Here is a 20,972-nt window from a genome sequence, read left to right on the forward strand (position 1 = left end):
TGTGTATCTGCCCGTCATCACACCGCTACGGCGCCGTTGCCGTAGCCACCGACACGCCCTTCCCAAAATATCCTGCCATCGCCTCGACCAACGCCGGAATCGTATTCTCGTTGGGCATAATCGCAACCGAAAATCCCGCCTCTCGCGCGGTCTGTGCCGTGATCGGTCCGATACAGGCTACTGCGACCGATTGTACCAGGACCCGTGCCTGCGCTTCACCCCCGACCAACTCAATAAAGTTTCGGACCGTCGACGAACTGGTAAAGGTCACGCACTCGATCTCCCGGTCCACCAACAACTGCTTCCAGCTCTCGACGGAGTCTCGTGGAACTTCTGTGCGATACACCGGAACGACGTCGACCACCGCCCCGCGAGACCGTAACTCCTCAGGCAGGAGCTCGCGCGCGACTTCAGCCCGCGGGATGAGCACGCGGGCCCGCGACAGATCCGACTCAGCCAGCGTCGCCAGGACCCCCTCGGCCTGATACTCAGCCGGAACCATATCCGCATTGAGGCCATACGTCGCCAACTCCTCGGCCGTGCGGGGCCCGATACAGCAAATGCGTCGCCCGGCAAAACTGCGCGCATCATGCCCGCATTTCTGCAGCCGCTTCATAAACTGCGCGACGCCATTGACGCTGGTAAAGATCACCCAGTCATACTGGCCGAGCGCGTCAATCGCTCGATCGACCGGCGCCCAATCATTCGGCTCGACGATGCGAATCGTGGCCCCTTCGATCGGTTCCGCGCCGGCGGCTGCAAGTAAGCCGGCCAGCTCTCCCGCCTGCTCTTTCGCACGCGTCATCAACACACGCTTTCCGAACAGCGGCCGCCGCTCGAACCAATTCAACTGCTCTCGAAGCGTGACCACCTCTCCGACGACCACGACCGTCGGTGGCTCCAGCTTCGCCTGCCGGGACTGCTCCACAATATCGGCCAGCGTCCCGACTACGGTGCGTTGCGCCGCTTTGGTTCCCCATCGAATCAATGCGACCGGGGTCGTCGCCGGACGGCCTTCGGCGATAAGATTCGACACAATCGAAGGAAGGTTTTTCATCCCCATCAGGAACACCAGCGTGCCGTGACTACTAGCCAGCCGTGGCCACTCGAGCGCAGTGGTGAGCTTATCGGGATCCTCATGGCCAGTGACAAACGTCACGGTCGATGCCATCGTCCGATGGGTTACGGGAATTCCGGCATAGGCGGGAGCGGCTACGGCCGCCGTCACACCGGGAACCACTTCAAAATAGACTCCCGCGGCGGCCAACGCTTCCGCTTCTTCTCCCCCGCGACCGAATACGAACGGATCGCCGCCCTTCAGGCGGACCACGACCTGTCCCTGCGTCGCCCGCTCAATGAGCATGCGGTTCGTGGTTTCTTGGGGTTGGTATTGTCCGCGCCCCCGCCGGCCCACGTAAATGCGCTCGGCCCGGAGCGGAGCATGAGACAACAACACGGGATTCGCGAGGTAATCGTAGAACACCACATCGGCCTGCTCAAGGCATTCCTTGCCCCGCAAGGTCAAGAGCTTCGGATCTCCCGGACCCGCTCCGACCAGATAGACTCTGCCACTGTGGGGCTTACCTGACATCAAGCCCTTCCATAAATCTCGCCCAGAATCTTGTCCGCACCCCGCGCGAGCAACCGTTCCGCCAGCCTGGTACCCAAGATCTGCGCCTCGGCCCTCGTTCCTTGCACGGCATCTCGAATGACGGTCTTGCCATCCACACTCGCGACCAGCCCCTCCAGATGCACCTGGTCATTCGTCAATGTCGCATAAGCCGCGATCGGCACCTGACAACCGCCTTCCAATCGATGCAACAACGCACGTTCGGCCGTCACCGCCACCTGCGTCGGCTGATGGGTCAGCCGGCTCAAAATGGAGCGCACGAACTGATCATTCGACCGCCCCTCAATGCCCAAAGCCCCTTGCCCGATCGCCGGGAGACAGAGTTGCGGATCGAGATATTCGGTGATTTCTTCCGTCCATCCCAAACGCCGTAGTCCGGCTGCGGCCAGGATAATCGCATCGAACTGCCCTTCTTTGAGTTTCTTCAACCGGGTATCAAGATTGCCCCGGAGCATCTCGATCCGGAGATCCGGTCGCGCGTGAAGAAACTGCGATTGCCGGCGCAAGCTGCTCGATCCCACACGGGCTCCGACGGGTAACTCCTGAAAGCGGCAACCAGTTCGGCTGATCAACGCATCCCGCGAATCCTCGCGCGGAGGCACACAGAGAATCTCCAGCCCGTCCGGCAACTGCGTCGGGACATCTTTCATGCTATGCACCGCAAAATCAATTTCGCCGCTCAACAGGGCCTCTTCGATTTCCTTGACGAACAGGCCCTTTCCGCCGATCTTCGCGAGGGGCACATCGACGATCTTGTCGCCCGACGTTTGTATCCGGGTGAGCGTCACCGTGATATCAGGCGCAATCGCCTGTACTTGCGCCTGAAACCACTCGCTCTGCTGTAACGCCAGCTTGCTCGCCCTGGTGCCCAGAACCAGGGTGGTTCGTGCGGCTGTTGGTGTCGACACAGGTCTCACTCCTACATCAGTTCTACGGTTGCTTCCGACCGGCCGTCCGGGAAGGAACCTGCTCAATGAGAGGCTCACTCAAATCGTGGGCGAGACAGGATGATGGTTCGACCGTTGAGTCTCCACGCGGCTCGGGAGGCTGTGCCGCTTCAAGGCTGAAAAAGCGGCGCGCGGCTTCGACAAACGCCGCCCCGCTCGACGAATTCACCTCGGACTTCAACGTCACCATCGTCCCGTGAATCATCTTGTTCACAATCGACGACGCTAACCCCTCGACAAGCTCCCGATCCTGGGCCGGCAGGTGTGCGAGCCGCCCCAAGGTCTTGTCCAATTCGCTGCGCTTGATCTCATCCGCCCGCTGCTTCAACGCGACAATCGTCGGCGTCACTTCCAACGACTTCATCCACTCGCGCAATACCCCGACCTCTTCCACCACCATCTGCTCAGCCTTATCGGCTTCCTGCAAACGCTCGGCGCGATTTTTTTCCACCCGCTGCTTCAAATCGTCGATATCGAACAAAAACGCATTGTCGACATGCCGCACCGCCGGATCGATATTGCGCGGGACCGAAATATCGATCAAAAACATCGGCCGGTTCATCCGCGCAGTCACCGCCCGCTGCACATCATCGGCGCTGATGAGATAGTGCGACGCGCCCGTCGAGACCAGCACGATATCGGCCGACGCCATATCGTCCTTGTATTGCTCGAACGGCACCGCCGTCCCGCCGAACTTCTCCGCCAAATCGACGGCATGTTGCGGGGTCCTGGTGGTAATCCGCACCTGGCCGACCCCCTGCGCAATGAGGTGTTGGGCCGCCAACTTGGCCATTTCCCCCGCCCCGACCAGCAAGACGGTTCGATGCCCGAGGTCCGAAAAAATCTTCTTGGCGAGTTCGACCGCCGCATAGCTGACCGACACGGCCATCTCGGCAATCTTCGTTTCGGTCCGCACGCGCTTGGCGACGGAAATGGCTTTCTTGACGACCTTGTTCATGATCAGCCCGGTCGTCTTATGCGCCAGCGCCGATTCAAACGCCTCTTTCAACTGCCCGAGGATCTGAGATTCACCCACGATCATCGAGTCGAGACTGGCCGCCACACGAAACAGATGCGTGATGGCTCGGTCGCCGGCATGCCAATACAAATGCGGGGTCAGCTGTTCAGAGGAGAGAGAGAGATGGGTATCGGCCAGGAATTCCTGGATCCGCCCATACCCCTGCTCGATATCGTCGACGACAGAATAGACTTCGACACGATTGCAGGTGGACAGAAGCAAGCCTTCTTTCACGCCGGAATAAGACGTCAGCCGGCTGAGCGCCTCGCCCATCCGGCTCTCCGGCACCGCCAGCTTCTCGCGAATTTCGACGGGCGCCGTCTTATGACTGAGCCCGACTACGATTACATGCATCTCACGACACCGTCCCGTAGCTCTTGAGGACCACGCCAATCAGCGTCAAAATGACTCCCGCGAACCCGATTACGGTTAAGTAGGCCGCCCGTTTCGCGCGCCACCCCACGGTCAGACGTCCAAGAAGCACGACAAAATAGAATAACCAGGTCACCAGCGCCCAGGTTTGTTCGGGGTTCCAACTCACATAGGCCCCCTTGGCAAACTCCGCGGAAATCGCACCGGTGATGATCCCGAGCGTAAGGAGCGGAAACCCGAGAATGATGGATTGCTGGTTCAGATGGTCAAGAAAATCCAACGCCGGCAGCTTGGCATACAACACGTTGAACCGTTTCGACTTGAGAAGGCGGTCTTGGATGAGATACATCACACCCGCAACGAACGCGACGGCAAAACCCACCGTCCCCAACATGCTCAAGGCGACGTGGAGCCAGAGCGTTCGAAACATCGGCTGCAGGGTCGGAGCCGTATCGGGCAAGGCCGCGGCTGAGATGAGAGACACCAGCGCAAGCGGAACAATGAAAGAACCTAATACGTGAATCCGGTGGCGGAACTCGACGGCGAGAAATACTAGAATGAGCATCCAGGAGAAAAACGAGAGCGCCTCATGGACACTCGGAGGCGCGGCAGCAGAACTCCCGACCATCCGTGCAACCAGCGCGAGGGTATGCATCACAAACCCTGCCGCGGTAATGGCCAAAGAGACTTTTGACAGGGCTTCAGAGCGCCGCAATAGATAGGCAAGAAATGAAATAGTCGCGACGAAGTACAATCCCATCGTCACCATGAAGCAGACTACGGCCATGCGGGCATTCCCTCTTTTGCGACGAACGACGAACCGTATCTTGCGGGATTAAAAGAGAATTATAGCGATGCGACGAGAACAGAGTCAACAAAGCCGAGCGGTGGAACTCCCCAGCCGGCCGGCGAAGAAGCCTGTCGGTTCACTCTATCTGATTGGAGTCCCCATCGGGCATCCCGATGACATCACGATCCGTGCACTTAGGACTTTTAACCGGGTGGATGTAATCGCCACTGAGGATCCGATCGCCACGCAGGAACTCTTACGCCATCACAACCTGTGCGCCGCACTCACGAGCTATGGACCGACCAGGATCAAAGAAAAAGTTGCGGTCCTGATCGACCGACTGCAACAAGGCGCATCCGTTGCCTTGGTCTCAGATTGTGGTTCGCCTGTGATCTCGGACCCTGGAAGCCTCCTGGTTGCCGCAGCACACAAATACTCCATTCCCGTGCATTCGATCCCCGGCCCTTCAGCCGTGACCGCTGCGATGGCTGCAGCAGGTTTTTCCGCCGAGGCATTCCACTTTTATGGAAACATGCCTGCACCGACCGGCTCGGGTAAGCACCGGCTCGCAATGGCTCTGACGCATGCAGAGCCGACGATCCTCTTCTGTCAGACCACCTCATGCCTGGCGATTCTAGAGGCCATTGCAAAAACAGCCCCGCGCCGCAAAATCGCACTCGCATGCGACCTCACACAACAGCAAGAAACGCTTATGAGAGGAACCGCCCGTCTGATTCTAGAACAGCTGAAACGGATCCGACCGCCGCGGGCAATTACCATGATCGTGGCAGGAACAAGCTGATAGGGAAAAAGGAAGGAACTCGATCAACGAACTAGTCGGTCTCCTCTCGCCTGATGCGCACCCGAAACGCGGCCCCGACCCGATCTTGCGCAAGTACCGTATGCCCCTCATTCTCTACGCTGCGCGGAACATTCTTAATGGGATCCCCATCATCCAGCAAGACGGCTAAGACCTGTCCCTGATCCATCGTCTCGAGCTTCAACTTCGTCTTCACAAAATTATACGGACAGATGACCCCGCGGAGATCCAACTCGATATCCGTCGAAATCCCCGGTTGCACATTAGCATTCTTATCCATCTTCACGCCTCGCCAATCAATACCAGTCAAGCTTCCGCCTCGATAAGGAATCTACGTTACCAGCAAGAACCCACGACAACAAGACAGCAGGACTCTGATCAACGCAAAAAAAAGGGGCAGCCGAAGCTGCCCCTTTCCAAAAACAAGAAACCAGATCAGGTCTAGTTCAAGCCCTTCACGAGGTTAGGCTTGGTGTAATCAGCCGCTCCGTAGTCAGACTTGCTCTGGCCGGAGAATCCGATGCCGGGCTGCGGCTCGCAGTTCCAGCAAGGCGCTGCACCGGTAAACTCACTGATCGTGGTATCGACGGTCCCCGTCACTTTGCCTGGGAGCACTGACCCAGCCACGCCACCGGTGATTCCACCGCTATTGGTTTCAATCGCGCGCTCAGTCATGGGGTTCGGGCGCTGGCCCAATCCACCGAAACCGGCAAGCTTCTCATTTCCACGAAGGACTGTAATCTCCCGAACGATCTTCCGACCGGTACCGAACGGCTGAGCCGTCGACGTCTCTTCAAATGCTTGCACCGTCACATCGTCACCCGCCTCAAGGATTCGGACCTGATCCATATTGGTATTGGAATCAAAGTACACCGTGCGATAGTTCATTGTCCCTGAACCAGCTCGACCTTCGTCGTGCGAGCTTCCACCGCTCTCAAGATGCATCTTCCTGGCGGGGATATCAATGCCAATCACACGCCCATACACAGTCTCAGGCTGAGACAACCGATCGAGAAACGAATTGCGATCAAAGGCCTGAACGCGGTTGGCGCTTCCGGAAATGTCGCCGACTCCGGTTCCTACGCCCATCGCTGATCCGCCAGACTGCTGCAACCGCTCTTGCGCGACCGCAACACCCACAGAGCCGACAAAAAGAATTGTGGCTCCCAGTGCCAACACCTTACGCATGTGCTGCCTCCTTGTGAGAAAGATAATGTGTGGAGATGATGAACAACAAGATTCCTTGAGTGATCACGTACATGAGTCCGTTCTAATGACCGCGGAACTATAGGCCAACAGGGGAAACCTGTCAAGAGGGTTTTCTACTATAAATTGGGTTGTGACCAGACCGATGACTACCATCGCATGTGTTATCCGTAAATGTGGTGCCCAGAGGGAGGGTCGAACTCCCACTCTCTTACGAGAACCGGATTTTGAGTCCGGCGCGTCTGCCAGTTCCGCCATCCGGGCACATCAAGAATACGCCATGATGTAATGCGCCCCTCTTCTAACATGAAGCCTCGGAAGGGTCAATCGGAACCGCCTCTTTTCTTCAGAAGAATACGTCTGCTAGAATGCGGTCGCGTCGCAATGGGAACCGTGGCATTTTGGTTTGTTCACGCCGTCGAGCATCCGGACACATATTCGTATAAAGGAGCATGGCAGATATGACAGAGGTAGCGTGCGTCACATGCGGACAAACCGGAGAAGCAATCACCGCTCCCCTCTTTCTCGGCAAGCTGGAACAGGACATCAAAGCAAAAGTCTGCACCGCCTGCTGGAAGAAGTGGGAGGGCATGCGGGTAATGGTGATCAATGAGTATCAGGTCAACCTCGGCGACGAAAGTGGACGAGAGCTGGTCCGCAAACAAATGAAGGCCTTCTTAAAGCTGGAAGGTCAAGCCGACACCTCGAAGATCGCCGAAAACTTCCGTCCCGAAGGCACCTAGCCCATCGTCGCTCTCTCCACTCTGCGTGCGTGACGATTCCGTTTTCCCGGGCGCAAGCGAGCGCCCGGGGCCGCTTCACAAAATTCCCTGTCTTGTCGCCGACTTCGTTGACAGGCCCTTTTTGAAAATGCTACAGTCCTCCATTCTTCGCCTGCCTTCCATGATCATTTACTTGGATGTACAGTTGAATTTGTCATGATTACGCAAATGCAGGTCAAGGGGTTGATGTTCGACCCCTACAACAACGCCTATATCGTGGTGCTACGCGATGAGGACGAAGCCGAGATGTTGCCGATCTGGGTCGGCAAGTCAGAAGCGAGCGCCATTAGCCTTGCCCTGGAGCATGTGGCGCCGCCACGCCCAATGACGCACGATTTCATGAAAGCATTCCTGGACGCCTATAACGCCAAAGTGATTAGTGTGGTCATCACAGACTTGAATGAGCACACTTATTTTGCCAAGATCCATCTGATGTACGAGGATTCGGAATACGCCGTCGACTCACGCCCCAGCGACGCCATCGCCCTGGCGATTCGTTCGGAGGCGCCCATTTTCGCGAATGAGTCGGTTATCCGAAAGCAAAGCTCGGAAGAACTCGAACAATGGTTAGAAAATCTGAAGCCGGAAGATTTCGGCAAACTGGACTCCTGACGCGACATTGACCATGAACGACTCCGTACACCCACACCATCCCGACCTCATCCCGCTCTCGGTGAGCCGGGTCGTCGAAGACGCCAATACGGATACCAGGATTCTCGTCTTGACCAGGACCGACGATCAGGACACCTTTATGATCTGGGTCGGCGCCCCCGAAGGCGACTCGATTCGTCGCGCCCTGGATTCGGCCACACCGCCCCGACCGATGAGCCACGATTTGGTCAAGAGTTTCGGCGAGCACTTCGGCATCACGACCAAGCGAGTCGTCCTGACCGACGTGAAAAGCAGCACCTATTACGCCACCGTATTTTTGGAGAACAAAGGGGTGGAGCGGTCGATCGATGCCCGGCCAAGTGATGCCATCGCCCTGGCCCTTCGAACGCACGCACCGATCTATACCACCCAGGACGTCTGGAAACGGCGCAGCGGGCAACACCTAGATGCCTGGCTCGCGAAGCTCGATACGAAAGATATCGACACACAAGAAGTCTAGGATGTTTGGTTTGACTAATTGCGAGGAGTAGAAGATCACCATGATGACTTATCTCGAAAAACCGGCCAATGTAAAAGAACAGTGGCATCTTGTGAACGCCGAGGGAAAAACCCTGGGACGTCTGGCGGCGAAAGTCGCCGGCATTCTCCGCGGCAAGCATCGCCCCACTTTCACCCCGAACGTGGATATGGGCGATCATGTGGTGATCATTAATGCCGAGAAGATCCATTTGACCGGCAATAAGATGCAGGACAAGCTTTACATCCACCACTCGGGTTACCCGGGCGGACTCAAGACCACTGATGCGCAACATCTGTTCAAGAAGGATCCGACTGAATTGTTGGTGCGCGCCATTGAGGGAATGCTCCCCAAGAACCCCCTCGGCAACGGAATGGCAAAGAAACTCCGCGTCTATGTCGGATCGAATCATCCGCACCAGGCTCAACACCCGGAACCTATTTCTCTCTAGCCTATAAGGACCAGAAGGAGACCAGTGATATGGCAGCCGTGACACAGTACGCAACAGGTCGCAGAAAATGTGCCGTAGCCAGAGCCTGGGTAACCGGGACGGCCAATGGTGAAATTACCGTAAATGACAAGCCATTGGAAAAGGCCTTTCCCCGCCTCACCCTCCGGCAAATCATCCAGCTTCCCCTGGAGATGGCCGGACTCACCGGCAAGTATTCGATTAACGCGACGGTCTACGGAGGCGGCCCGACCGGTCAGGCCGGCGCGCTCCGTCACGCCATTGCGCGTGCGCTCGTCGTCTTGAGCCCCACGGTACGGACCCCGCTCAAGAAGGAAGGCCTCCTCACCCGCGACTCTCGCGTGAAGGAACGAAAGAAATACGGACAGAAGGGTGCTCGTAAGCGCTTCCAGTACTCCAAGCGCTAAACAGCCGGAGCCAAAGAACGAGAAAGGGAAGGCTCCTTGCCTTCCCTTTTTTGTGTCTACAACCGGACACCCTCAGCACCAGCTGGACAGGATGACAGGTCATGCCTAAGAAATTTCGCATCGCGATCGCAGGAGCCAGCGGCTATGCCGGAGCAGAACTCGTCCGTCTGGCCGCCGCGCATCCCTACTTTGATATCACTGCGGTGACCTCTGAGAAATCAGCCGGGCAATCCGTAGCCTCCGTCTTCCCCAGCCTGACCGGCGTCGTGCGGCACACGTTCGAAGCGCTGGCACCCGAGGCCCTGGCCGAACGAGCGGACGCTCTGTTCCTTGCACTCCCTCATACGAAATCGCAAGAGCCGGTTGCACTCTGCATGAAGGCCGGCAAACTGGTGGTAGATCTGAGTGCGGACTATCGGCTTAAGAGCGTGGCGGCGTATGAACAATGGTATCAGACACCGCACGCCCATCCGGCGCTGCTCCAAGAAGCCGTCTATGGCCTGCCGGAACTCCATCGGAGCGCCATCGCGAAAGCGACGTTGGTCGCGTCACCGGGCTGCTACCCGACTGCGGCTATTTTGCAGCTGGCGCCGCTCTTCGCCAAAGGACTCGTCCAACTCGATTCCATCGTCATCGATGCGAAATCCGGAGTCTCCGGAGCCGGACGAAGTCCGGCCCTGCCCTACCATTTTCCGGAAGCCCATGAATCGTTGGAGCCCTATAAGATCGGCAAGCACCGCCATATTCCGGAGATCGAGCAGGAGCTCTCCGGTGTCATGGGAACGCCCGGCGCGGTCACGATCGCCTTTACCCCCCACCTCGTCCCTATGAATCGGGGTATTCTGAGCACGGCCTATTGCAAGCTGAAGACAGAGATTAAGCTGCCGGAATTGCGAGCCCTGTACCGGGAATTCTATAAGGGCGAGCGGTTTATCCGTCTCTACGAAGATATCGTCCCGAACCCCCGCTACACCAAAGGGTCGAACTTTTGCGATATCGGGGTCTATGCAGACCAGCGAGCCGGATGGGTCGTTACCGTCGCGGCCGTGGATAACCTGGTTAAGGGCGCTGCCGGACAAGCCATTCAAGCGATGAATTTAATGATGGGAATTCCTGAGGAAACGGGACTCACCGCGCCGGGCAGTTACCCCTGACATCGACGCAACAGCGTCACAGGATTCCTGAATAACCTTTCAGCGAGATGACAGCTATGAACGCACAGGCATCAGGCGTGACCGCGCCACAAGGATTTGAAGCCGCCGGCATCCATTGCGGCATTAAGAAACCAGGCATCCTCGACCTGGCTCTCGTGGTATCGACCGTCGCAGGTCCCATCGCAGGAGTCTTCACCAAAAACCGTGTCGCAGCAGCACCGGTGATTTTGGATCGCCGTCATCTCCGGCAGCGTCGTGGCCGCGCCATTATCGTCAACAGCGGGAACGCCAATGCCTGTACCGGCGCCAAAGGGCTTCGGGCAGCTGTTGCCATGGCCGCGGCCATAGGCAAGAGCCTGGCGATTCCGGTGAATCAGGTCTTCGTCGGATCGACCGGCGTCATCGGACGGGTGCTCCCGATCGATCGGGTGCAGGCAGGCATCCCGACCTTGATCAAGAAACTCAGCCGCACAGGCGGACGCCAGGCCGCTCAAGCCATCCTCACGACCGACTTACGTCCGAAAACCGTCGTCGTTCAAGCCAAGATCGGCGGCCGAGTCGTGACCATCGGAGGCATGGCCAAGGGTTCAGGCATGATCCATCCCAATATGGCCACCATGCTCGGATACTTGACCACCGATGCCGCCATTGCGCCGGCCGCGCTGCAGCGCGCGCTGAAATCAGCAGTCGATCAGTCCTTTAATTGTATTACGGTGGACGGCGATACCAGCACCAATGATACGGTCCTCTGCCTGGCCAACGGATTGGCGAAGAACGCGACCATCCAATCAGGCTCTAAGCACTATCGGCAGTTCGAACAACTGCTGACCGAGGCGTCGCAGGCGCTGGCCTTGGCCATCTGCCGTGACGGCGAAGGCGTTACGAAGGTCGTCAAAATCGCCGTCGGCGGAGCGAAGACCGTCGCAGCGGCCAAGCGAGTAGCCAGCACGATCGCCACCTCTAACTTAGTCAAGACGGCCTTGTTCGGTGAAGACGCCAACTGGGGACGTGTCATGGGCGCCCTCGGACGATCCGGCGTTCCCATCAATCCCGACATCGTGACGGTGCGCTTCGACAAGGTCGTGATGGTCAAACGAGGAATGGGAACAGGGCTGGCGGCGGAACGGAAAATCGCGCGGGTATTCAAGCAGAAGGAATTTACGATCTCGGTCGATCTCGGGCAAGGACAGGCAGCGGCCCACATGTGGACGACCGACTTGTCGTACGACTATGTTCGCATCAACGCAAGCTATCGATCCTGAGGATGAACCCCACACCTAACCGCTTGAAAATCCACTGTAGCTATGATAGCGTGCCGAGGCTTTAGAGGTGCATCGGATAACTCTGCTCACACCATCGGCGTCAGCAGAAATAGTACTTAAATTTAACATCAGCGAAGAAAAGCGCTGCTTGGCTTGAGAATAAGGGGATTCGTTCCCCTCACCCGCACGGCGGGTGCTCTGCAAGCCTCGAAGGGAGGTGAAGGCATGGGAGTGGTCGCGATCAAGGAATTGCTGGAAGCAGGCGTGCACTTTGGACACCAGACGAACCGCTGGAATCCAAAGATGAAGAAGTATCTCTTCGGTGAACGCAACGGCATCTACATCATCGACTTGCAGCAGACGCTCACGCGGATGGAACAGGCCTATGCCTTCGTTCGGGACACCGTCGCAGCCGGTGAAACCGTCCTCTTCGTCGGCACCAAGCGGCAAGCCGCGGAAATTCTCCAAGAGGAATCGACCCGCGCCAATATGTTTTACGTGAACCAGCGCTGGCTCGGCGGCATGCTGACGAACTTCAAGACCATTCGTCTCAGCATCGACAAGATGAAGAAAATGGAAACGACGCTGCAAAATCCGACCGAGCATGGTCTGAAGAAAAAAGAAATCATGCTCATGCAGAAAGACATCGTCAAATTGCAGAAGTATCTCTCCGGCATCAAGACCATGCGCGGCCTTCCGGGCGCCATCTTCGTGCTGGATACCCGCATTGAAAAGATTGCCGTGCAGGAAGCGACCAGACTGGGGATCCCCGTTATCGCGATTCTGGACAGCAACTGCGACCCCGATAACATCACGTACCCGATCCCGGGGAACGACGACGCCATCCGCTCCATCAAGCTGATCACCTCGAAGATTGCGGACGCCTGCATCGAAGGCGCGCATATCAAGACGCAGCGCGATGAAGCCGACTTCCAGGCGGCTCCGGCCGCAGGTGGAAAGCCGGCCGCAGTGAGCGCGGCTCCCGTCGCTTAACGCATTCGACAACCTAATATTCACGACGATCTCTCTCACCGCGTAAGGATAGAGGACCATGGCAGGATCAAGTCAGCTTGTGAAAGAACTTCGGGAAAAAACCGGCGCCGGTATCCTGGATTGCCAGAAGGCGTTGACGGAAAACGGCGACGATGTCGAGAAGGCCATCGACTACCTCCGGCAAAAAGGTCTGGCCGCGGCCGCCAAGAAAGCCGGACGTGAAACGAATCAGGGGTTGATCCATTCCTATATTCATATGGGTGGGAAAATCGGCGTCTTGATCGAAGTCAATTGCGAGACGGACTTTGTGGCGCGCAACGAAGAGTTTAAAGCCTTCGTGAACGACCTGGCGCTCCAGATCGCCGCAGCCAATCCATCATACGTCAAGCGCGAGGACATCCCCGCCGACCTGGTCGAACGAGAGAAAGCTATTTTCGAAGGGCAAGCGAAGGAACTGGGGAAGCCCGCGGCGGCCTTGCCGAAAATCGTGGAAGGCAAGCTGGAAAAGTTCTATCAGGAGAACTGCCTGCTGGAACAGTCCTTCATCAAGGACCCAAGCGTCACCGTCAAAGACCTGGTGGCGCAGAAGATTTCCAAGATCGGCGAGAACATGAACATCCGCCGGTTCACCCGCTTTCAGTTAGGCCAAGCATGAGTTCTGCGAAATACCGGCGCCTCCTCCTGAAAGTCAGCGGGGAGATGTTGGCCGGTGAGCAGGGCTACGGGATTCAGCCATCCGTCCTTGAGGGACTGGCGCAAGAAATCGCCTCTGTCGTGGCCCTGGATGTCCAAGTTGCCGTCGTCATCGGCGGCGGCAACATTTTCCGCGGGCTGGCGGCCAGCGCATCCGGGATGGAACGCGCCTCTGCCGACTACATGGGCATGCTCGCCACCGTCATGAATGCCCTCGCCCTCCAGAATGCACTGGAACGGGTCGGCGTCATCACTCGCGTCCAATCCGCCATTGAAATGCGCCAACTAGCCGAAGGCTATATTCGGCGTCGCGCCATCCGCCACCTGGAAAAAAATCGCGTCGTGATCTTTGCCGGCGGCACCGGCAATCCCTATTTCTCGACCGACACGGCTGCCGCGCTACGGGCCATGGAAATCGGTGCGCAGGTCATTCTCAAAGGAACCAAAGTCGACGGGATTTACGATGCCGATCCGGTGAAAAATCCCTCGGCAAAGAAATACAGCGAGATCCCGTTTCTCTCGATCCTGAACCAAAACTTAAAGGTGATGGACTCGACGGCCATCAGCCTCTGCATGGATAACAACCTTCCCCTCATTGTGTTCAAGTTGACCGAACAGGGGAACTTCAAGCGGGTCGCACTCGGCGAACCCATCGGCACGCTGGTCACGATCAGCCCGCGCTAGCTCATTACGGAGTACCGCCATGTCGAACGCAGCTGCAGTCAAGCAAACCCTGACGACCCATATGGACAACGCCGTGGAACACCTCAAGCGGGACCTTGCCGGTCTCCGCACAGGCCGGGCCTCGGTGGCGCTCCTGGATGGCATTCGGGTCGATTACTACGGCACCATGACACCGCTCAAACAGATCGCCAACATTTCGACCCCGGAAGCGCGGCTCATTACGATTCAGCCCTGGGAACCTCAATTGATTAAAGAGATTGAAAAGTCCCTGGCGAATTCCGGACTGGGGGTGAACCCTTCAAACGACGGCAAAATGATTCGGGTTCCCCTTCCCCCGCTGACCGAAGAGCGCCGCAAGGAATTGACGAAGATCTGCAAGAAACACGGCGAAGACACCAAAGTACAGATCCGCGGTTTCCGGCGCGATGCGAACGAAGAGTTGAAGAAGCTCCAAAAAGATGCGAAGTTGACCGAAGACGAACTGCGCAAGGGAGAGCAGGAAACCCAGAAGCTCACCGAGCAGTACGGGCAGAAAATCGACGACGTGATCAAGAAGAAGGAACAGGAGATCATGGAAGTCTGAGTCAGGCTTCCAGACCCATCCTCATCGCGTGCCGACCATTTCTACATCCTCGCCGACCTACGCCACCGTCGACCTCTCCGCCCTGACCCATAATCTGACACAGTTGCGCCGTCTCCTCTCGCCCGGATGCGAGATCATGGCGGTCGTCAAGGCCAATGCCTACGGCCACGGCGCCGTCGAAGTTGCACGATCGCTCGTCGCACAGGGAGTCACCCGTGTCGCCGTCGTCTCGCTCGACGAGGGCATCGCCCTCCGATCGGCCGGGATCACCGTTCCTATTGTAATGCTTGGGCCTCTGTTCGCAGAACAGCTCCACGACATCATCGCCCACCGGCTCACGCCCGTCCTGAGCGATCGTGCGTTGATCCCGATTCTGGCCCAGGCCACGGCCTCGCTCGCGACCCCCTACCCGATTCACCTCAAAGTGGAAACAGGCATGGGCCGTCTCGGACTGGCTACGGACGAGCTGTTGAACCTCATCGACTCAGGCCCATTGCCGGCTTCGCTCAGGATCGAAGGACTGATGACTCACTTCGCCGATTCCGACGGCCCCACGACAAGCCAAACTGAGCATCAGCTCGCGCTCTTTCAACACGTCATGAATGGCATCACGGCCCGCGGCCTTTCTATCCCGCTGATTCACGCCGCCAACAGCGGTGCCGCCGTTCGCTATCCGCACTCGCACTATTCGCTGATTCGACCAGGCATCATGCTCTATGGCTATCACACCTTGCCGAAATCGATCGCGGCGCCCGACCTCAAACCGGTCTTGTCATTGCGGAGTTGCATCGCGCAGATGCGCGCCATCCCAACCGGTGGCACCATCAGCTATAACGCGACCTTCGTGGCAAAACGGCCGACCCGCGTCGCCGTACTCCCGATCGGCTATGCCGATGGGTTCAACCGGCGACTCTCGAACCGTGGAGAAGTCCTCGTGCGCGGGCAACGCGCCAAGGTCATTGGCCTGGTGTGTATGGATATGGTGATGATTGATGTGACGGAGATCCCGAACGCTGCCGTCGGGGACGAGGTCATCCTGATCGGCCGCCAGGGACGTGATCAGATTACCGCTGCCGATCTGGCCGAATGGACCGGCACGATCGCCTACGAAACGCTCTGCGCGATCGGTCCACGCATCCCACGCCGTTATCACACTTCCTAGCGCTCTCGCCTCCGGCGGCTAGAAATTCATTCGGAATGAAATCCCGCCGGTATGATAGGTCGTGCGATAGAGTCCGTTCACCGCCGTCGCCAGGGCGCACCCGCAACTCACCGTCCGCTGTTCGTAGAGGGACAGCTGATAGGACAGGTCGAATCCCACGGCCTTCGGCTTGATCGGGCCGACCCCGAAATCGCCGCACCGAATCCCGAAGATCGTTCCGCCCTCCTTGCATACCAGCCCGAATCCCACCGACGGGATATGCACATCAGCCCCGGGGATGGCGGGATCGAACGTGAGGTCAGGAATTTGCGTCGGTGAATTGGTATAGCCGGCGCGAACGGCCATTTCCCATTCCGGCAGCGATTCCATCTTCAGCCAGCGGTACTCCGTCCCGAGCATTACCGTGTAGGTGCTGCGCCAGTTTTGCGGTTGAGGAATGACGCCGCCGTTCGCGAGATAGATATCCAGATTTCTGACGGATTTCCATCCGACATAGTCCACATCCAGTTCCAGCTTCCACTCACGCTCAGCCGTTCTCGTCGGCCAGATCGCGATCGCTCCTGTAATGACTTGCGGCAAGACGAACGTAGTCGAAGCATCCGACGTCTTCACGCCGTTGGCGAGAATCCCGCCGCGCAAGGGCAACGGAACCTGATTCCGGTACACCACACCGATATTGGCAACCGGCTTCCCCTCGGCGTTACGCAACGCCGTATACAGGAGACTGACATTGAAGCCGGCAGCTGTCCCCTTCCCATAGAGCTCGGCTTTCGATCCGGCTGCCCCGAACACGGCAGGCGATCCGGGCGGGGTGATGAATTGCTTCTCAAAGTGCCCTTCGCCCAACATATCCGAAAAGGTATAGATGTCGGCGCCGAGGCCGAGCGACAAATCCGGCGTGACCTGATAGGCGATGGTCGGCTTGATATCGATCAACGGTAACGCGGAAAAGGTGGCCTTAAATCGTTGCGGGCCGGTGTCCGAATACCGGCTCACTGAGCCGAGCGGTGACGTCAGACCGATCCCGACGGTCAACCCGTTCAACCACACCGCTCCGAGATCGCCGAGATTCGCCGTAATATACACATGCGACGGCGGCGGCCATGCCAGGCTCCCGTCACGAGTGCCGGTGGCGTTGGCTCCGGAGGTACTTGTGAAACTAGTGGTTCCTCCGGTCAGCAATCCTCCGGCCATCACTTGTACGCCGCGCAACTGAGTCATGCCGGCGGGGTTGTAGTGCAGCGCCGACGGATCGTCCGCCTGAGCCGCGAAGGCGTTCCCTTGTCCTGATGCGGACGTCCCCTGCCCCTGGATCCTCGGCACCTGAGCCGACGCTGGAGGAGAGAACCAGATCGAGAGAAGGACACCCCCCACGACCATACCGGCCAGCAACGATCGTCCGCATCTCCGTCTCGCTGTGATCAAGATACCCTCCGACATGTGGTGGCCATCGAGGCATTCCGACCCCACCTTCACAAGATTATTGAAACCACCGCTCCATGACCGCATGCAACTCACCGGCATCAAACGGCTTGAGCAAATACGCCTGCGCACCCATCCCGATCGCCTGAACCGCCAGTTCCTGGGAACCGGACGCCGTCATGATGACTATCGGGATCTCGGGGCTGTGCGATCGAATCTCTTTCAAGACGTTCAATCCATCAATCCGTCCCAGACCGATATCGAGAATCAGACCTGTATAGCCGATCGACTGGACCGCCACAAGCGCTTCCTGCCCATCCGTCGCGGCCTCCGGGTGATATCCGCTGGCCTTCAGCCGGTCAAACAGCCACTGCCGAATGTCCGGATCCTCGTCGGCCACCAGTACGCGCCGTTCTGCAACCGGCTGACTTGGCGGTGACGTTGGGATCGTCGATCGGAAGGGCAACGTAAAGGAGACTTCCGCTCCCCCTGCCGGACAGTTTTTGGCCGAGACGCTTCCCCCTTGCAGCTCGACCAGCGTTTTGACGATGGAGAGCCCCAACCCGAGCCCCTTCGGGCCGCTCCGCTGTCCCTGCTGCACGCGGAAAAACGGATCAAAGATCTTATCGAGATCCTCTGTCGGAATCCCCGGCCCCGTGTCCCTGACCAGAATGCGGACGAACCGCGGGCCTGATGATTCGATCGCCACCGTGATCTCACCGTCCTCCGGCGTATACTTGACGGCATTCTGGATCAAATTCACCGTCACCTGAATCAATCGATCGCGATCGGCCAAGACTTCAATGCGGGTATCTGGCGCAGTAAGACCGAGCCTCTGCCGCCTAGCGGAAGCCAGGGGGCGCAGTTGCTCAATGGCGTCGAGCAAGCAGGACTCCAGATCCACATCGACAGGATGAACTTCCAACCGGCCGGCCTCGATTCGGGTCCGATCCAGAAGATCTTCAATCATCCGGATCAGCCGGTCGGAATTATCCAGCATGCGGAAAAGATACCGCTGTTGTTTTTCGTTCAGCGGACCGGTGAGTCCATCCAAGAGATTTTGCACGAACCCCTTGATGGAGGTCAGCGGGGTCCGCAGCTCGTGCGAGACATGAGAGAGAAACTGCGACCGCAGCCGGTCGGCCTGCTCCAGCGCCTCGGTCCGCTCACGAATCTTCAACTCCAATCCGACGTTCCATTCCTCGATCTGCTGATAGGCCGCCGCATTATCGAGCGCGATGGCCACCTGATTCGCCAGCGTGGTCATCAGCTCAAGGTCGTCCTTCGTCAAACTTGGCTCATGCGTCCTATCGACCGTCAGGATCCCCAGAATGTGGTCTTTGGCTTTCAGCGGGACGATGATCAGGGACTTCGTCCGGCTCAGTTCCGCGAGCCGTCGATTTATCGGATGGAGCTCCTGCCAGACCGTTTGGATATCAGCGATCAACAGCGGAAGACCTTGCAGGACCGCCATCCCCTCAGGGCTGTTCCGGTCCGTCACCGGCACCTCACAATCCTGCGAGTAGGCCAAGACCTCATCGGAGGCTCCGATCACGCGCACATGCCGAATGACACTACGCAACGGATCGAACATCGACACCATCGCACGGTCGTAATGCAAATCGTGCGTGAGCGTTTCCAGGACCCGCTTGAGCAGCGTATCGCGATCCAACGTCGCGCTGAACAGGAGTCCGGCTTGATGCAGAGCCGTCAATTGCGTCACCTTCCGTCGCAACTCAACTTGCGTCTGCTCCTGCCCTAAATAAGCCTCACGCAATTCCTCATGCCGCGATTCGACGAAGGCGATCTGTTCGCGAATGAGCGATTCCCGCTGTCGGCTTTCCTTCCGCAGGCGGCGCTGCATCAGCCATCCGGCCGCCATGACCGGACTCAATCCGGCAAGCGCCATCTCAGCCGGCCCCATGGCAGGGAGCAGAAGGCGCAGTCCTCCCGCAAGGCACAACCCGATCAACCCGCTCCACAGAATCCAGTGCGACTCGCGCCGGGAGCCTGGATTGCCCCAGCCATCCCACGCCGGTTCACGTTGCAAGAGACCCAGCCCGGACTCATCCGCTACGGCCGCACGTGGAGCCGTGTCGGACGGCACCGGCAATGCCGCCAGCGTCTGAGACGCCCGTCCCCATCGCGCCGGCCCGTCGCTCTGCCATCGAATCAGCCATCGGCACCACTCATCGTCGTTGGAGACGCACGACAGATTCGTCAACGTCGCCGGAGGCAGCCCATGCACGCGTGCCGGAACCGCAGCGAAAATCCCCTGGGCGGACTGGCAGACCAGATAGGTGCACCGGCGCCTGAACGGCCCGAACTGGCGAAGCGTCCGGTCGGAAAACCGCATGGCGAGCGTGGCGGAACCCGGCGTCACGTCGACCACCCGGCATTCAACCGAACCTGAGGCAAACTTGTTGCCGAAATAGGGAAACATGCCGTAGATCTGTTCGAGCGAGAAGGGTCGCGCCAACACCTGAATGATCGGCGACATTTTTTCCATCCCGCCCGCGAAGATGAAGTTCGGGTCGCCGGTCAAGAGTTCGCAGAACTCGTAGAGGTAGGCGGCAAATTCGTAAGAGTAGCTATTCCAGGGGTTCTTCAGAAACTCCGGCGTGACATGGTAGACGGAATCTTTGATGCGCTGATTCAACAGCACGCACAATTCGTCGACGGCCTCCGGGCCTGCGCCGTCACCCCGTTCACGAGTCAGCGTCTTCTCCAAATCGAGAATGACCGCCCGAATGCTCATGCCGCTCAAATCCCTGATCGTCTGGCCGTGTTCGTCCAACCCGAACGGACGAAATTCCATGAACGGACGGTCAAGGATCCTGCGTTCCTTTGGCAATAGCTCGATCGACGGCAGCACCGACGGCTCGATACCGTCCAATGACTGAATAGGCATAGCACCCTCCCCTCCGGGGACACGCCGCACGCGCCGGAGGGCCTTCGTTAGGCCGCATCCCGCGCCGGATATCCGGATTCCGGCGAGGCTAGTATAGGAAGGAAAGCTAGAGACTTCAAGAGAGAAGATCGCACGGCGGAAGGGATGGATCACCCGGAAAGACCGATCAACAGAGCCGATCCGGCAGGCTCAGTTGACCGGTCCGGCAGGAGAGCGGAGCGACTTACTGCTTCACCCGGCGCTTGAGCTGCTTCTCGATGCTGGCCACCTTGCTAGACAGCCGGCCTTTCGCCGCCTTGCGATAATCCACCTTGATCGTGCAGGAAATGCGTCCACAATCTTTGCGCATTCGCTCGTAACACTTCTTCACGACGCCAAAGACTTCGTCCCATTCCCCTTCCAGCACCGTCCCCATCGGATTGAGCCGGTAATCCACGCCGCTCTTGTCGATAATATCCAGCGACCGCGCCACATACTTCCCAACACTCTCCCCTTTGCCCAACGGGGACATGCTGAATTCAAGTAAGACCATCGTCGC

Annotated in this window: 22 protein-coding genes and 1 tRNA gene; 13 read left to right on the plus strand and 10 right to left on the minus strand. The window is 58.3% G+C overall.

The features are described from left to right. Positions 1-25: 25 nt before the first annotated feature. From cobA to ccsA, 4 genes are read right to left on the minus strand one after another with little or no spacing between them, the layout of a single operon-like run. The gene (cobA, locus tag Q7U39_08825) at positions 26-1,591 is read right to left on the minus strand and encodes a uroporphyrinogen-III C-methyltransferase (GenBank protein MDO9118047.1); all 1,566 of its coding nucleotides are present in this window, start codon (positions 1,589-1,591) and stop codon (positions 26-28) included. After that, positions 1,591-2,538, minus strand: a complete 948-nt coding sequence (gene hemC / locus Q7U39_08830; GenBank protein MDO9118048.1) for a hydroxymethylbilane synthase — start codon at positions 2,536-2,538, stop codon at positions 1,591-1,593. The genes cobA and hemC overlap by 1 nt, the downstream gene beginning before the upstream one ends. A gap of 22 nt (positions 2,539-2,560) precedes the next feature. Next, positions 2,561-3,949 (minus strand): glutamyl-tRNA reductase, encoded by a 1,389-nt coding sequence (gene hemA, locus Q7U39_08835; protein ID MDO9118049.1) that lies wholly within the window; start codon positions 3,947-3,949, stop codon positions 2,561-2,563. 1 nt (position 3,950) lies between these two features. Further along, positions 3,951-4,754: a cytochrome c biogenesis protein CcsA gene (ccsA, locus tag Q7U39_08840; protein ID MDO9118050.1), complete on the minus strand. Its 804-nt coding sequence runs from the start codon at positions 4,752-4,754 to the stop codon at positions 3,951-3,953. Positions 4,755-4,821: 67 nt separating this feature from the next. Between ccsA and Q7U39_08845 the strand changes: the two genes are divergently transcribed. Next, entirely contained in the window at positions 4,822-5,559 is a 738-nt protein-coding gene (locus tag Q7U39_08845; GenBank protein ID MDO9118051.1) for an SAM-dependent methyltransferase, read from the plus strand. Between the two features lie 31 nt (positions 5,560-5,590). Here the strand turns inward: Q7U39_08845 and Q7U39_08850 are convergent, their stop codons facing one another. The 3 genes from Q7U39_08850 to Q7U39_08860 form a co-directional block, all read right to left on the minus strand. Further along, on the minus strand, positions 5,591-5,857 hold the full coding sequence (locus Q7U39_08850) for a sulfurtransferase TusA family protein (protein ID MDO9118052.1): 267 nt from the start codon (positions 5,855-5,857) through the stop codon (positions 5,591-5,593). Between the two features lie 161 nt (positions 5,858-6,018). Beyond that, positions 6,019-6,765: a hypothetical protein gene (locus Q7U39_08855; GenBank protein ID MDO9118053.1), complete on the minus strand. Its 747-nt coding sequence runs from the start codon at positions 6,763-6,765 to the stop codon at positions 6,019-6,021. Positions 6,766-6,960: 195 nt separating this feature from the next. Continuing rightward, a tRNA-Leu gene (locus Q7U39_08860) sits at positions 6,961-7,047 on the minus strand. 197 nt (positions 7,048-7,244) lie between these two features. Here Q7U39_08860 and Q7U39_08865 point away from each other — a divergent pair. The 12 genes from Q7U39_08865 to alr all read left to right on the plus strand — a co-directional run bounded on the left by Q7U39_08865 (position 7,245) and on the right by alr (position 16,101). Further along, positions 7,245-7,526, plus strand: a complete 282-nt coding sequence (locus tag Q7U39_08865) for a Fe(2+)-trafficking protein (GenBank protein ID MDO9118054.1) — start codon at positions 7,245-7,247, stop codon at positions 7,524-7,526. Between the two features lie 195 nt (positions 7,527-7,721). Further along, entirely contained in the window at positions 7,722-8,177 is a 456-nt protein-coding gene (locus Q7U39_08870) for a bifunctional nuclease family protein (protein ID MDO9118055.1), read from the plus strand. Positions 8,178-8,190: 13 nt separating this feature from the next. Further along, positions 8,191-8,676 carry a bifunctional nuclease family protein gene (locus Q7U39_08875; GenBank protein MDO9118056.1) on the plus strand — a complete coding sequence of 162 codons (486 nt, stop codon included), beginning with the start codon at positions 8,191-8,193 and terminating at the stop codon, positions 8,674-8,676. Between the two features lie 40 nt (positions 8,677-8,716). Next, positions 8,717-9,145, plus strand: a complete 429-nt coding sequence (gene rplM, locus Q7U39_08880) for a 50S ribosomal protein L13 (GenBank protein MDO9118057.1) — start codon at positions 8,717-8,719, stop codon at positions 9,143-9,145. A gap of 29 nt (positions 9,146-9,174) precedes the next feature. After that, positions 9,175-9,570 carry a 30S ribosomal protein S9 gene (gene rpsI, locus Q7U39_08885; GenBank protein ID MDO9118058.1) on the plus strand — a complete coding sequence of 132 codons (396 nt, stop codon included), beginning with the start codon at positions 9,175-9,177 and terminating at the stop codon, positions 9,568-9,570. A gap of 101 nt (positions 9,571-9,671) precedes the next feature. Further along, positions 9,672-10,724: an N-acetyl-gamma-glutamyl-phosphate reductase gene (argC, locus tag Q7U39_08890; protein ID MDO9118059.1), complete on the plus strand. Its 1,053-nt coding sequence runs from the start codon at positions 9,672-9,674 to the stop codon at positions 10,722-10,724. A gap of 56 nt (positions 10,725-10,780) precedes the next feature. Next, entirely contained in the window at positions 10,781-11,986 is a 1,206-nt protein-coding gene (gene argJ / locus Q7U39_08895) for a bifunctional glutamate N-acetyltransferase/amino-acid acetyltransferase ArgJ (protein MDO9118060.1), read from the plus strand. 225 nt (positions 11,987-12,211) lie between these two features. Then, positions 12,212-12,979: a 30S ribosomal protein S2 gene (gene rpsB, locus Q7U39_08900; protein MDO9118061.1), complete on the plus strand. Its 768-nt coding sequence runs from the start codon at positions 12,212-12,214 to the stop codon at positions 12,977-12,979. A 58-nt stretch (positions 12,980-13,037) separates the two neighbouring features. Continuing rightward, positions 13,038-13,634, plus strand: coding sequence for a translation elongation factor Ts (gene tsf, locus Q7U39_08905; GenBank protein MDO9118062.1), 597 nt, complete (start codon positions 13,038-13,040; stop codon positions 13,632-13,634). Continuing rightward, positions 13,631-14,356, plus strand: a complete 726-nt coding sequence (gene pyrH / locus Q7U39_08910; GenBank protein ID MDO9118063.1) for a UMP kinase — start codon at positions 13,631-13,633, stop codon at positions 14,354-14,356. The genes tsf and pyrH overlap by 4 nt, the downstream gene beginning before the upstream one ends. A 19-nt stretch (positions 14,357-14,375) precedes the next feature. Further along, the gene (frr, locus tag Q7U39_08915) at positions 14,376-14,939 is read left to right on the plus strand and encodes a ribosome recycling factor (GenBank protein ID MDO9118064.1); all 564 of its coding nucleotides are present in this window, start codon (positions 14,376-14,378) and stop codon (positions 14,937-14,939) included. Between the two features lie 28 nt (positions 14,940-14,967). Continuing rightward, positions 14,968-16,101: an alanine racemase gene (gene alr, locus Q7U39_08920; GenBank protein MDO9118065.1), complete on the plus strand. Its 1,134-nt coding sequence runs from the start codon at positions 14,968-14,970 to the stop codon at positions 16,099-16,101. Positions 16,102-16,119: 18 nt separating this feature from the next. Here alr and Q7U39_08925 read toward each other — a convergent pair whose 3' ends face one another. The 3 genes from Q7U39_08925 to Q7U39_08935 form a co-directional block, all read right to left on the minus strand. After that, on the minus strand, positions 16,120-17,526 hold the full coding sequence (locus tag Q7U39_08925; GenBank protein MDO9118066.1) for an outer membrane protein transport protein: 1,407 nt from the start codon (positions 17,524-17,526) through the stop codon (positions 16,120-16,122). Positions 17,527-17,581: 55 nt separating this feature from the next. Then, positions 17,582-20,434: an ATP-binding protein gene (locus tag Q7U39_08930; GenBank protein MDO9118067.1), complete on the minus strand. Its 2,853-nt coding sequence runs from the start codon at positions 20,432-20,434 to the stop codon at positions 17,582-17,584. A 223-nt stretch (positions 20,435-20,657) separates the two neighbouring features. Beyond that, positions 20,658-20,966 carry an MTH1187 family thiamine-binding protein gene (locus Q7U39_08935; protein MDO9118068.1) on the minus strand — a complete coding sequence of 103 codons (309 nt, stop codon included), beginning with the start codon at positions 20,964-20,966 and terminating at the stop codon, positions 20,658-20,660. Positions 20,967-20,972: the final 6 nt, after the last annotated feature.

This window comes from Nitrospira sp. (assembly GCA_030653545.1).
Lineage (GTDB): Bacteria > Nitrospirota > Nitrospiria > Nitrospirales > Nitrospiraceae > Nitrospira_D.

Bases quoted from the DNA above. Each gene is read 5' to 3' on its own strand.
- cobA (MDO9118047.1), bottom strand. From the start codon at position 1,591: ATGTCAGGTAAGCCCCACAGTGGCAGAGTCTATCTGGTCGGAGCGGGT.
- hemA (MDO9118049.1), bottom strand. From the start codon at position 3,949: ATGCATGTAATCGTAGTCGGGCTCAGTCATAAGACGGCGCCCGTCGAA.
- ccsA (MDO9118050.1), bottom strand. From the start codon at position 4,754: ATGGCCGTAGTCTGCTTCATGGTGACGATGGGATTGTACTTCGTCGCG.
- Q7U39_08845 (MDO9118051.1), top strand. From the start codon at position 4,822: ATGCGACGAGAACAGAGTCAACAAAGCCGAGCGGTGGAACTCCCCAGC.
- Q7U39_08850 (MDO9118052.1), bottom strand. From the start codon at position 5,857: ATGGATAAGAATGCTAATGTGCAACCGGGGATTTCGACGGATATCGAG.
- Q7U39_08855 (MDO9118053.1), bottom strand. From the start codon at position 6,765: ATGCGTAAGGTGTTGGCACTGGGAGCCACAATTCTTTTTGTCGGCTCT.
- Q7U39_08865 (MDO9118054.1), top strand. From the start codon at position 7,245: ATGACAGAGGTAGCGTGCGTCACATGCGGACAAACCGGAGAAGCAATC.
- Q7U39_08870 (MDO9118055.1), top strand. From the start codon at position 7,722: ATGATTACGCAAATGCAGGTCAAGGGGTTGATGTTCGACCCCTACAAC.
- Q7U39_08875 (MDO9118056.1), top strand. From the start codon at position 8,191: ATGAACGACTCCGTACACCCACACCATCCCGACCTCATCCCGCTCTCG.
- rplM (MDO9118057.1), top strand. From the start codon at position 8,717: ATGATGACTTATCTCGAAAAACCGGCCAATGTAAAAGAACAGTGGCAT.
- rpsI (MDO9118058.1), top strand. From the start codon at position 9,175: ATGGCAGCCGTGACACAGTACGCAACAGGTCGCAGAAAATGTGCCGTA.
- argC (MDO9118059.1), top strand. From the start codon at position 9,672: ATGCCTAAGAAATTTCGCATCGCGATCGCAGGAGCCAGCGGCTATGCC.
- argJ (MDO9118060.1), top strand. From the start codon at position 10,781: ATGAACGCACAGGCATCAGGCGTGACCGCGCCACAAGGATTTGAAGCC.
- rpsB (MDO9118061.1), top strand. From the start codon at position 12,212: ATGGGAGTGGTCGCGATCAAGGAATTGCTGGAAGCAGGCGTGCACTTT.
- tsf (MDO9118062.1), top strand. From the start codon at position 13,038: ATGGCAGGATCAAGTCAGCTTGTGAAAGAACTTCGGGAAAAAACCGGC.
- pyrH (MDO9118063.1), top strand. From the start codon at position 13,631: ATGAGTTCTGCGAAATACCGGCGCCTCCTCCTGAAAGTCAGCGGGGAG.
- frr (MDO9118064.1), top strand. From the start codon at position 14,376: ATGTCGAACGCAGCTGCAGTCAAGCAAACCCTGACGACCCATATGGAC.
- Q7U39_08930 (MDO9118067.1), bottom strand. From the start codon at position 20,434: ATGCCTATTCAGTCATTGGACGGTATCGAGCCGTCGGTGCTGCCGTCG.
- Q7U39_08935 (MDO9118068.1), bottom strand. From the start codon at position 20,966: ATGGTCTTACTTGAATTCAGCATGTCCCCGTTGGGCAAAGGGGAGAGT.